This window comes from Huintestinicola sp., assembly GCF_051882455.1.
Classification (GTDB): domain Bacteria; phylum Bacillota; class Clostridia; order Oscillospirales; family Ruminococcaceae; genus Huintestinicola.
Window position 1 is genome coordinate 15604 of sequence record NZ_JBJERV010000080.1, and the last position, 12815, is coordinate 28418.

Sequence of the window (12815 nt, forward strand, 5' to 3'; positions counted from 1 at the left end):
CTTTCCCCATATTATTTTGGGATATGAACCGCTTTATACTGTGATCTGTCTTGACTGTCTTGCACGTAAGAACTCCTCAAATCTGTCCGCAGGCATAGGCTTTCCGAAGAAGTAGCCCTGGGCATAATCGCAGCCCGATTTTTTGAGTATCTCGCCCTGTCCCACAGTTTCGATGCCCTCTGCGATAGTCTCTATCTTCTTGGACTTTGCGATGCGGATAACAGCCGAAACTATCTCCCTCGATATCTCGTCCTCTTCAAGATACATGATAAAGGAGCGGTCGAGCTTCAGAAGAGTTATGGGAAGCACCTGGATATAGCTGAGAGAGGAATATCCCGTTCCGAAATCGTCCATGGAGAGCTTTACTCCCAGGTCCTTTATCTCCTGCATCTGCATAACTGCGTGGTCGATGTCCTTGAGCGCAAGGCTCTCGGTAAGCTCAACATCAAGATACTGAGGAGCAAGACCCGTTTCTTCAAGCGCAGTGCGGATAGTTTCGGTAACGTTTGTCTGATAGAAATCGATAGCGGAGAGGTTTATGGATACGGTAACGGGCGCAAGACCCATATCCTGCCACTGCTTGTTCTGACGGCAGGCTTCAAAGAGGACAAAGCGGCTTATCTGGGTAATGAGCATGGAATTTTCCGCAACGGGGATAAAATCGCTGGGAGGCACCACTGTGCCGTCGGGCTTTATCCAGCGGATAAGAGCCTCCATACCCATTACGGAGCCGTCCTCAAGGTTGATCTTAGGCTGATAATAAAGCACAAGCTCGTGGTTATCGATAGCCTTTCCAAGCTCCTTTTCAATGGCGTTGCCCGCAATGATGGCGTCGTGGGCATGGTTATCGAAGCGAAGAATGGAGCTTCTTGTGCCGTCTGAGAGGCTGAGGGCAAATTCTGCGCGGTCAAGCACCTGGGCAAAATCTCCCATTCCTCCGTCGCTCATAAGGCAGTAGCCTGCGGAGCAGGTGATGTTCTGGGTCTCAAGACCCATTCCGTTAATATTCGCCATGTCAAGCTGTATGCGCTTGATAAGTCTTATGGGCAGCTCCTCGTCCTCTGTAGCCTTTACCAGCAGGGCGAAATTGTCGCCGCCTATCCTTGCGGTAAAGCCGCCCTCGGTGAGGTTTGAAAGCAGCACCGCAGCTATCTCCTTGAGGAGGTGGTTTCCGTTTGTATAGCCGCAGGTATCGTTTATGATATGGAAGCTGTCGATGTCGAGAACGATGACCCAGTAGTTAACGCTGCGGTCGGCTCTGGTACATTCAAGTATCTCGTTGCCCATCATCATGAATTTGTTTCTGTTGTATATCTGAGTAACCTCGTCGATATACGCCATACGCTCGATAACAAGGTCCTTTTCCTTTTCGGCGGTGATGTCCATAATGGCGCCGCCCACGTCCAGATTGCCCGATTCGGGGGACTGATATCGGAAATTGAACCAGTGATAATCGCCGTCCGCAGCCCTTGCGCGGAAGTCGACCGAATGTATCTCATTTCGGGAAAGTCCCTCGGAAGCGCTTTTCATTCCCGAAGCAAAGGTGTCGAAAACCACTCTGTCCTTGGGATAGAATGCCTCTCTTATAATCTCGCCTGAAACGTATCCGCCCTCGGAAACTATGCCCAGCATCTCGCAGAGCTGGTCGGAAACATAGAAGCGGCTGCTGCCCTGCTCCTTGAGGATAAGTCCTATCTCGGAAAGGTCCATTGAAAGCGCATAGCGTCTCTCGGACTCACGGAGCTTTCTTGAAGCGGCAATGACCTCCTGCTTCATCTTATTTGTCTCGGTAAGGTTAGGACCTATGGACATAAGAACGGTGACATCTTCCTTTGCGGCAATGCTCCGCTTTGAAATTGACGAAACAATTGAGGTGTTCCATACGGTACAGACCGAGGAGCCGTTCTTTGTCTGAATGAGAAATTCCTCGTCGCGGCTGTTGATGATGCCCTGGAGATTTTCCGAAAATGCGTCGGGAGGGAGCACCTTTTTCATTACATCGGGGTCAAGAAGCTCCTCCTCGGAATAGCCTGTAGTGCGGATAAAGGCATTGTTTGCTCTTACGAAGCTGAAAGAGGTATCCCAGAGAACGACCATGGAATTAAGCTGTTCAATGGTTTTCTCGAGGTTTTTGAGCTCCTTGAACTTGTTTGTCCTGCTGCTGTGAACGATCGCTACGGCACCAACTAACAGAGCCCCCGCAATAACATAGCAGACCGAGGATATGGCAGCCGAAGCACTGTCGGGGTTATTTTTTATTACATTTATTACAAGGCACACGGCAATAACGTCGGTAAGAATATAAGCGACAGCAAATATTATTTTTTCGGTAAGGCTCTGTCCGCTTCTCTTGCGCATAAGCTCCACCCCTTTCCCCCATTATGGGAACTGTTTTTACGAAACCGCTTGCAGCGGAAAAAATTGCATAAATCATTAGAATAATTATACAACAATTATAGCTGATATGTCAATATGACAATGTGAATTATTTATTTGAAATCTGATAATATTTTCCCCCGCAATAAAAACCGGCGCCTTTCCATTGTATAATATGCCGAAAATTAACAGAATATTATTTAATGTCAACTGCATTTTATACAAAAAGACTTCATTCTCCCGCCATTATCTCCACCGCACGCTGCATAACATCAACAGGCTTGTCGGAAGGCGTGAGCTTGATGGCGATGTAGGGCTTTTCGGAGGAGCCGTTTACCGACACTCTGCCCTTGAACTCTGCAACAAGTGCCTGTATCTGCTCCATGGTGGCGGAGCTGACAAATATCATGAGCACATCTTTTCGCTGGGTTATCTCCTTTATCCCCGCCTTTCCCGCCATATTTCTGGTGAGGGCAACGGTGATAAGCCCCTGGATAGCCTTGGGAGGGTCGCCGTAGCGGTCGATGAACTCGTCGAGGAGGTCAAGGCTGTCCGCCTTGGTGGAGACTGCCGCTATCTTGCGGTATGCGTCAAGTCTGCCCGACAGGCTCTCGATGTAATCATCGGGAATGTGAGCCTCGATCTGCAGGTCAATGAGACATTCCTCCGGTGCTCTGGGCACAGGCTGTCCGGTTTCCTCGGCAATGGCTTCGTTAAGGAGCTGGAGATACATATCATATCCCACCGCCTCCATATGACCGTGCTGTCTGCCGCCCAGAATTGAGCCTGCACCTCTTATCTCAAGGTCGCGCATGGCAACTCTGAAGCCGCTGCCGAACTGGGTGAATTCCCTGATGGCGTCAAGCCTTTTTGAGGCAATTTCCGTAAGCACCTTGCCCCGTCTGAAGGTAAAATAGGCAAAGGCGCGGCGGTTTGAACGTCCAACGCGTCCCCTCAGCTGATACAGCTGGGAAAGTCCTAAGTGGTCTGCGTCCTCGATGATAAGGGTGTTTACGTTTGGCACGTCAACGCCCGTTTCGATAATGGTGGTGCAGACAAGTATATCTATCTCATGCTCCACAAGCTCCGTCCAGATGTCCGAAAGCCGTTCCTCGGAAAGCTGACCGTGAGCCACGGCAATGCGCGCGTCGGGGATAAGCTCCGCTATCTTTGCGGCAGTTCCCTCGATAGTTTCCACACAGTTGTGGATATAGTAGACCTGTCCGCCCCGGCGCATCTCCTTGTTTATCGCCTGAACGATAACGCCCATATTATGCTCGATAACATAGGTCTGAACGGGATATCTGTCCACAGGCGGCTCCTCGATAACGCTCATGTCCCTGATGCCGCTCATAGCCATATTGAGAGTTCTGGGAATGGGAGTTGCCGACAGCATGAGCACGTCCACGCCCGTAAAGGCTTCCTTGAACCGCTCCTTGTGAGCCACGCCGAAGCGCTGCTCCTCGTCGATTATGGCAAGTCCTAAGTCCTTGAAAACAACGTCCTTCTGGACTATGCGGTGGGTGCCTATGACCATATCAACGGTGCCTACTTTAAGCTGCTTTAAGATCTCCTCCTGCTGCTTTTTGGTGCGAAATCTGGACAGCAGCTCTATCTTGAAGGGGAAATGCTCGAAGCGCTTTACGGCACTCTGGAAATGCTGCCAGGCAAGAACGGTGGTGGGAACGAGTATGGCACACTGCTTTCCGTCAAGCATACATTTGAATGCCGCTCTGAACGCTACCTCGGTCTTGCCGAAGCCCACGTCTCCGCAGAGAAGTCTGTCCATGGGGACGGGCTTCATCATATCCTGCTTAATTTCCTCAATACAGCGGAGCTGGTCGTCGGTCTCGGTGTAATCAAAGCGCGCCTCGAAATCCTGCTGCCAGTCATTGTCCTCGGAGAAGGCAAAGCCCTTTGTCTGAGCGCGCTTTGCATAAAGGGCGATAAGCTCGTCCGCCATATCCTTGACAGCCTTCTTGACCCTTGAACGGGTCTTCTGCCACTCGTTGGAGGACAGCTTGTTGAGCTTCACGCCCGTATCGTCACGGGGACCTATATACCGCGAAATAAGGTCCATCTGGGTAACGGGAACGTAAAGCACGTCCGTACCCGCGTATTTTATGGTGATGTAGTCCTTGGTAATGCCCTCAAGCTCAAGCTTGCGTATGCCCTCAAATCTGCCTATGCCGTGGAGCGCATGAACAACAAGGTCCCCGGGGGTGATGTCCGCAAGGGATTTTATCTCCTCGCCCTTTTTCTTTTTCCGAAGCTTGCGCTTGGAGGTCATAGCCCTTGCCTGGGTGATAAGGGCGGTCTTGATGTCGGGGTAATCATAGCCCGAGGAAAGGCAGCCTGTGGTAAGGAGCGCCCGTCCCTTGGTGAGAACGCTGTCGGCGTTCATGATATCGCAGGGAATGCCCTCTTCTCTCAGGTCATCGGCAATGATAGGCAGTGTCTTTTCCGAGCCTGCAAGGACTACCACCGAATAGTTGCGGTTAATGAGAGAGCGCAGGTCCTCGGTCAGCTGGCGTATCTCACCGCCCCATGGCGCAGTCTGATAGGCGGTAAGGGACAAAAGCTTCTTGCACCGCAGGTCATTTGTCCGCAAAAATGAGTCCATAAGAACGCAGGAAAACTCCTGTGCCCTTTCCGAAATGACCTCAAAGCCCTCCATATAGCCCTCAAGCCCTCTGCACAGCTCCCCTTCCTCAAGGAGTATCCTGATATCCTCCCCGTGCTGGGAAATAACGCCCTTCGCCCTCTCGCAGCAGCTGTGATATTCGCTGAACAGAACGCAGCTTTCCTTTTTAAGATAATCAAAAATAAGGGCAGGCTTTTCGTATGCGATGGTAATGTACTTGTCAATGTTTGCAAGGGTAAGACCGTTAAGTGCGGCGTCTGCGTCCTTTGCAAGATTTGCCCTGACAGCCTCGGCTCTTTTTCCTCTTACGGAAGAAGCAAGCTTATTTATCCTCTCCGCAAGCTCCTCGGGGCTGTCGAAAAGGACCTCCGAAGCAGGGGGGATGACCAGCCTGTCAATGCTGTCGGTGCGGCGCTGGGTCTCGGGGTCAAAGTAGGAAAATGCGTCTATCTCGTCGTCCCACAGCTCCATTCTCACGGGAGCCTTTTCCTGAACGGGAAAAATGTCCGCAATGGAGCCTCTTACGGAAAACTGCGAGGGGCTTTCCACCTTGTCGCAGCGTGTATAGCCCGCTCTTACAAGCCTTTGTGTAAGAGCAGGCAGGTCTACGGGTTCATCCCTTGACAAAACTATGGTATTGTCAGAAAGCGCCTTGGGGGGAACAGTTTTCTGCATCACCGCCTCGGCAGATGCGCAGACGATCCTGCATGAGCCGTCAAGGAGACGTGTGAGCACGCCCAGCCGCCTGTGCTCGTATTCCCTTGAAACGCTGTCCACCCTTGCAAGGGTGATGTCCTTTGCGGGATATACATATGCAAGGATATCGCCGTAAAGCTCGTTTATATCGTCGCAAATTTTCTTGGCGGAGGCTTCATCGTCGGCGATAAGAAGAAGCGGCACATTTTTCTCTCCGTACAGTGCGTCGCTTATGAGCATGGCAAGCTGGGATTTGTGAACGGAGGAAAGTCCCGATACCGCAAGGGGTGAATATCCTCTTGCGAGAGTTTCGCAGATATCCCTGATATCGCCCTGCTCCGCAAGGACAGGTCTTATTTTCCCGAAAAGGGACTTATTGTTATTCATTCCGATACCTCTGAGCCGCTGTTTCTTGCGGCAAATTTTCTGAAATCCTTAAATAATGATAATGCGTACATTATGACATTAAGCCCTGCAATAACAAGGAACCAGGCAGACTTATCCCTCATATTCAGCGCATAAACGATAATAAAAAGCCTTGTTATCGAATAGACCACCGATTTGTCGTCCTTCATTTTTCCCGTAAGGCAGAAAACGGCGGAAATAACATCGGCAAGGGCAAATGCGGCGGAGGACAGTATGAGCGCCGCTCCGTTTGATGTAAGCGGGCGAACGGATATTATCACGTCCGCCGAGAAAATGCACACGATAAGTACAAGGGCAAGAGAGGACGCTGCCGCTCCCGCAAAAAACAAAACATTCTTCTTCATATCATTCATATCCGTTTCAGCTGTTATACAGATTCATAGCCTTGTCGATATTTCCGCTTAAAATATGCTCGATAGCGGCGCAGGCGTTGTCGGTGGCTTCATGGAGCTTGGGGATATCCTCGGAGGGGAAATTGCCCAGCACCCAGTTTGCCAGGTCATAGTCCTTCGAGGGTTTCTGACCCACGCCCACCTTTATACGGGGAAAATCCTGTGAGCCAGTGAGGTAGATTATGGATTTTATGCCGTTGTGACCGCCGTCGGAGCCTTTGCGGCGAATGCGAATTTTTCCCGGCTCCAGACTTATATCGTCATAACATATTATCACGTTTTCTATGGGAATTTTGTAGAAATTCATTGCCTCGACGATGGCTTCACCGCTGTTGTTCATAAAGGTGGAGGGCTTCATCACAAGGCACCGCTTTCCCGCTATCACAGCGTCGGCGGTAAGGGATTTGAACTTCAGCCTTTTTATCTCAAAGCTGTGCTTTACGGCAAGGGTGTCCACCGTCATAAAGCCCGCATTGTGACGGGTATTTTCATACTGCGCTCCGGGGTTTCCCAGACCTGCGATGATAAATTCCACCGCTCCCGCAGGCTCGGGGGTCTTGTTTTTATTTATCTGATCGAAAATATCGAAAATGCTCATATATTAAATACTCCTTAACACTTATAGGGGCTTGCCGCCTGTGCGGAAGCCCCGTTGTACTGCATTATAGAACATTTGTGCTGATTTGTCAATACTAATCACAAAAGATGCACATAATATCATTTTCGTATAAGTGTACAAAAATCCTATATCAAAATCATATATTTGTCACATATAAATATGCCCCAAAAACGGGGCTGCTGCCGAATATGCACCAGCCCCGAAAGATGTACTATACGCTCAGCGATCAGTTGTTGAAAAGAGGAGAGATAGGGCTGTCCTCGTAAATTTTCTGGATAGCCTGTGCGAATACGGGAGCAACGGGGAGAACGGTGATCTTGTCGATCTTCTTCTCCTCGGGGAGAGCGATGGTATCGAGGAGAACTACCTCCCTGATAACGCTGTCCTGAATACGCTGGATAGCGGGACCGGAAAGCACGCCGTGAGTTGCGCAGGCGGTAACGGACTTTGCTCCGCCCTTTTCCACGATCGCCTTTGCGGCATTGCAGAGTGTACCTGCGGTGTCGATCATATCGTCAACAAGGATAACGTCCTTGTCCTTTACATCGCCGATGATGTTCATTACCTCGCAGACATTTGCCTTCTGACGGCGCTTGTCAACGATGGCAAGAGGAGCGTCAAACTTTGCGGCAAAATTTCTTGCTCTGGTTACGGAGCCCAGGTCGGGAGATACAACTACTGTGTTTTCCCTGATGTCCTTGAACTTATCGATGAAGTAGGGAACGAGGATAGGCACGCCCAGAAGGTGATCTACGGGGATATTGAAGAAGCCCTGTATCTGAGCGCAGTGAAGGTCCATGGAAAGGATCCTGTCAGCGCCCGCAACGGTGAGCAGGTCTGCCACCAGCTTTGCGGAAATGGGGTCTCTTGCCTTAGCCTTTCTGTCCTGACGGGCATAGCCCATATAGGGGATAACGGCTGTGATACGTCCTGCGGAGGCTCTCTTGAATGCGTCGATCATAATGAGGAGCTCCATCATATTATCGTTTACGGGAGTGCTTGTGGACTGCACAACGAAAACGTCCGAGCCTCTTACGCTCTCCTTGATGGAAACGCTGATCTCGCCGTCGGAAAATGTTACCACCTCAGACTGACCCAGGGGCTTGCCAAGCTCCCTTGCGATCTCTTCGGCAACCTTGGGATTGGAGTTTGCAGTAAAGATCTTGATGTCCTTGCCGTGAATATTCATTATTTCTTCTCCTTTGATTTATATAAATTTCCTAAAAAATGGACAAATTAAACTGACAGGCAAAAATCAGCCTTTGCGATTTTTCTCTATCCTGCCCTTGAGCTTCCTTGCGCCATAGCCCTCGATTATCTTTTCCTGTCCCCGTTCGACTGCCAGTGCGCCGTCGGGAACGTCCTTGGTAATGGTTGAGCCTGCGCCCGTGTATGCCCCGTTTCCTATCCTGACGGGAGCCACAAGATTTGTATTGCAGCCGATAAATGCGTCGTCGCCGATAACAGTGCGGTACTTTTTCTCGCCGTCATAGTTTGATGTGACCGTGCCGCAGCCGAAGTTAACTCCGCTGCCCACGTCGCTGTCGCCCACATATGTAAGGTGGGAAACGGCAGTATTCTTGCCGATGACGGAATTTTTGACCTCCACGAAGTCACCTATCTTGACCCCTGTGCATATCCTGCTGCCCGGGCGTATCTGAACGAAGGGACCTATCTTAACGTTATCCTCGATAACGCTGTCAAATGCCTGAACCGAGTTCAGCGCAGTGCCGTCACCCACCTCGCAGTTTTCGACAAGGCAGTTAGGACCGATAACGCAGTTTTCGCCGATAACGGTGTTTCCTCTGAGGATAACTCCCTGAAGGATAACTGTGCCCCTGCCGACCTTGACATCTCTGCCTATGGCAACGCCGTCGGTGCAGGTAAATTCCACGCCCTCGTCCATCAACCTATCTATTATAGCAAATCTTGCCGTATTATTCAATAACAAAAGACCTTTTCTGTCATTTGCACCTAAAACTGCGTCGGAATTTGAAGAAATATATGCATCTGCACGAAAACCTGCGCTTATGAGAACGTATACAGAGTCCGTAAGGTAATATTCGCCCTGAGAATTGTTGGGCTTTATCTCTCCAAGAGCATAGATAAGCTTCTCCGTATCGAACCAGTATGCTCCCGAATTTATCTCACGAATTTTCTTCTGCTCGGCGGTGGCGTCCTTTTCCTCCACAATGCCGCTTATGCCGTCCGCAGTTCTGAGGATCCTGCCGTAGCCTGTGGGGTCATCAATTTCAGAGGTTATGACTGTGACCGCATTGCCCTTTTCGGAATGGAGGGCGTGAGCGCCTAAAATGGTGTCCCTGTCAATGAAGGGCGCGTCGCCGTTTAAGATGAGAACATCGCTGTCCCCCCGCTCCCCCAGCCAGTCCAGAGCCATCATTACGGCGTGTCCCGTGCCCATTCTCTCGGGCTGGAAAACGGTGTGGTATCTGCCGTCAAGGTGCTTTTCTATGACCTCATTGTTAAAGCCCGTCACAACGCAGATATCAGTCACCCCTGCCTCCTCGCAGGCTCTTGTGACCCAGTCCAGCATGGGCATATCCAGCACCTTGAACATGGGCTTGGGCAGGTCGGACTTCATTCGCTTGCCCTGTCCGCCCGCTAAAATTATCGCGCAGGTTTTTCTACTCATAGTATAATTTCTCCTATTTATTATATTTTGTATTATATTTTGTAATATAGTCAATATTATACAGTTTGTATATCAACAATTAAATATACTAACCGTAAAAATTCTATCCTCTATCCTCTTAAATATCTATCCTCTATTATGCCACAGCAAAATGAATTTTTCAAGCATATTTTACACATATTGCTCTCCGATTTCCTCAAAGTTTTTCAATTTGGTCAAAATAGCCAAAAACAGACCGAATTTTTTCTTCTATTGTACAGTAGAAAATTTAATAGATTTCTGTTATAATATATTTACGGTCACGTATAATAATGCTGTACCATTTTTTGGAAATGCGGCATTGCTGTTGCGTGAGAAAAAATCAAAATTAACGGAGGTAATATCCAATGGCAAAAAAATGGGTCTATATGTTCAGCGAAGGCGATATGACCATGCGCAATCTTCTCGGCGGTAAGGGTGCAAACCTTGCTGAGATGACAAGCATCGGTCTTCCCGTTCCTCAGGGCTTTACAATTACTACAGAGGCTTGTACACAGTATTACGAAGACGGCAGAAAGATCAACGACGAGATCATGGCTCAGGCTATGGAAGGCGTTAAGAAGATGGAAGAGATCAACGGCAAGAAGTTCGGCGACCTCAAGAACCCTCTCCTCGTTTCCGTTCGTTCCGGCGCAAGAGCTTCCATGCCCGGTATGATGGACACTATCCTCAACCTCGGTCTTAACGACGAAGTTGTTGCCGCTATGATCGCAGGCAACCCCACTCCCGAGTTCGAGAGATTTGTTTACGACTCCTACAGAAGATTTATCCAGATGTTCTCCGACGTTGTTATGGAAGTCGGCAAGAAGTACTTCGAGCAGCTCATCGACAAGATGAAGGAAGAAAAGGGCGTTAAGTACGATGTTGAGCTTACCGCTGCCGACCTCAAGACTCTCGCTGAGCAGTTCAAGGCAGAGTACAAGAAGCAGCTGGGCACAGACTTCCCCTCCGATCCCGTTGAGCAGCTCAAGCTCGCTATCGAGGCTGTGTTCCGTTCCTGGGACAACCCTCGTGCAAACGTTTACCGCCGCGACAACGATATCCCTTATTCCTGGGGTACTGCAGTTAACGTAATGCCCATGGTATTCGGCAACCTCAACGACAATTCCGGTACAGGCGTTGCCTTCACAAGAGATCCCGCTACAGGCGAAAAGAAGCTCATGGGCGAGTTCCTTACAAACGCACAGGGCGAGGACGTTGTTGCAGGCGTTCGTACTCCTATGCCCATCGCTCAGATGGAGGAGAAGTTCCCCGAGGCTTACGCTCAGTTCATTCAGGTTTGCGATACTCTCGAGAACCACTATCACGATATGCAGGATATGGAGTTCACCGTTGAGAACAAGAAGCTCTATATGCTCCAGTGCCGTAACGGTAAGAGAACTGCTCAGGCTGCTCTCAAGATCGCTTGCGACCTCGTTGACGAAGGTCACAAGACCGAGCAGGAAGCTGTTGCAATGATCGACCCCAGAAACCTTGACACACTTCTCCACCCCCAGTTCGACGCTAAGGCTCTCAAGGCTGCTACTCCTCTCGGCAAGGGTCTCGGCGCTTCTCCCGGAGCTGCCTGCGGCAAGGTAGTATTCACTGCCGATGACGCTGAGGCTTGGGACGCTAAGGGCGAAAAGGTCATCCTCGTTCGTCTTGAGACTTCTCCCGAGGATATCACCGGTATGAAGGTTGCTCAGGGTATCCTTACAGTTCGCGGCGGTATGACCTCTCACGCTGCCGTTGTTGCTCGTGGTATGGGTACCTGCTGCGTATCCGGCTGCGGCGATATCAAGATGGACGAAGAGAACAAGAAGTTCGAGCTCGGCGGAAAGGTATTCCACGAGGGCGACTACATCTCCATTGACGGTACAACAGGTAACATCTACGGCGAGATCATTCCCACCGTTGACGCTACTATCGCAGGCGAGTTCGGCAGAGTTATGGCTTGGGCTGACAAGTACAGAAAGCTCAAGGTAAGAACAAATGCAGATACTCCCGCTGATGCTAAGAAGGCAAGAGAGCTTGGTGCCGAGGGTATCGGTCTCTGCCGTACAGAGCACATGTTCTTTGAGGCTGACAGAATCGCAGCATTCAGAGAGATGATCTGCGCTGACACCGTTGAGGCAAGAGAGGCTGCTCTTGCTAAGATCGAACCCATGCAGCAGGGCGATTTTGAGGCTCTCTACGAGGCACTTGAGGGCAACCCCGTTACTATCAGATTCCTGGATCCTCCTCTCCACGAATTCGTTCCCACTGAGGAAGAGGATATTGCTGCTCTCGCTAAGGCTCAGGGCAAGTCCGTTGAGGATATCAAGGCTATCATCGCAGGTCTCCACGAGTTCAACCCCATGATGGGTCACAGAGGCTGCCGTCTTGCTGTAACATATCCCGAGATCGCTAAGATGCAGACTGAGGCTATCATCAAGGCTGCTATCAACGTTAAGGCTAAGCACCCCGACTGGACGATCGTTCCCGAGATCATGATCCCCCTCGTTGGCGAGGTAAAGGAGCTCAAGTTCGTTAAGGACGTTGTTGTTAAGACTGCTGACGAGATCATCGCTGCAGCAGGCTCCGATCTCAAGTACGAGGTTGGTACAATGATCGAAATTCCTCGTGCAGCTCTTACTGCCGATGATATCGCTAAGGAAGCTGACTTCTTCTGCTTCGGTACTAACGACCTGACTCAGATGACCTTCGGCTTCTCCAGAGATGACGCAGGCAAGTTCCTGAACGCTTACTACGACACCAAGATCTTTGAGAACGATCCCTTCGCTAAGCTCGATCAGACAGGTGTTGGCAAGCTGATGGAAATGGCTATCAAGCTCGGCAAGCCCGTTAATCCCAAGCTCCACATCGGTATCTGCGGCGAGCACGGCGGCGATCCCACATCTGTTGAGTTCTGCCACAAGATCGGTCTCGATTATGTATCCTGCTCACCCTTCCGTGTGCCTATCGCAAGACTTGCTGCTGCTCAGGCTGCTA

General features: G+C 50.3%; 7 protein-coding genes. 1 reads left to right on the plus strand and 6 read right to left on the minus strand.

Features of this window, described 5'->3' with window-relative positions:
• Positions 1 to 33: 33 nt before the first annotated feature.
• From ACI4J0_RS10145 to glmU, 6 genes are all read right to left on the minus strand, one after another.
• Positions 34 to 2358, minus strand: a complete 2325-nt coding sequence (locus ACI4J0_RS10145; protein WP_439765690.1) for a sensor domain-containing protein — start codon at positions 2356 to 2358, stop codon at positions 34 to 36.
• 250 nt (positions 2359 to 2608) lie between these two features.
• Positions 2609 to 6103, minus strand: a complete 3495-nt coding sequence (mfd, locus tag ACI4J0_RS10150; RefSeq protein ID WP_439765691.1) for a transcription-repair coupling factor — start codon at positions 6101 to 6103, stop codon at positions 2609 to 2611.
• Positions 6100 to 6486 carry a hypothetical protein gene (locus tag ACI4J0_RS10155; protein WP_439765692.1) on the minus strand — a complete coding sequence of 129 codons (387 nt, stop codon included), beginning with the start codon at positions 6484 to 6486 and terminating at the stop codon, positions 6100 to 6102. The genes mfd and ACI4J0_RS10155 overlap by 4 nt, the downstream gene beginning before the upstream one ends.
• Positions 6487 to 6502: 16 nt before the next feature.
• Complete coding sequence (gene pth / locus ACI4J0_RS10160) at positions 6503 to 7132, minus strand: aminoacyl-tRNA hydrolase (RefSeq protein WP_439765693.1); 630 nt, start codon at positions 7130 to 7132, stop codon at positions 6503 to 6505.
• A 247-nt stretch (positions 7133 to 7379) separates the two neighbouring features.
• Positions 7380 to 8342, minus strand: a complete 963-nt coding sequence (locus tag ACI4J0_RS10165; RefSeq protein ID WP_439765694.1) for a ribose-phosphate diphosphokinase — start codon at positions 8340 to 8342, stop codon at positions 7380 to 7382.
• Positions 8343 to 8408: 66 nt separating this feature from the next.
• Positions 8409 to 9806 carry a bifunctional UDP-N-acetylglucosamine diphosphorylase/glucosamine-1-phosphate N-acetyltransferase GlmU gene (glmU, locus tag ACI4J0_RS10170; protein ID WP_439765695.1) on the minus strand — a complete coding sequence of 466 codons (1398 nt, stop codon included), beginning with the start codon at positions 9804 to 9806 and terminating at the stop codon, positions 8409 to 8411.
• Positions 9807 to 10192: 386 nt separating this feature from the next.
• Between glmU and ppdK the strand changes: the two genes are divergently transcribed.
• Positions 10193 to 12815: pyruvate, phosphate dikinase (gene ppdK, locus ACI4J0_RS10175; RefSeq protein WP_439765696.1), on the plus strand; the 2623-nt coding region annotated here is incomplete at its 3' end.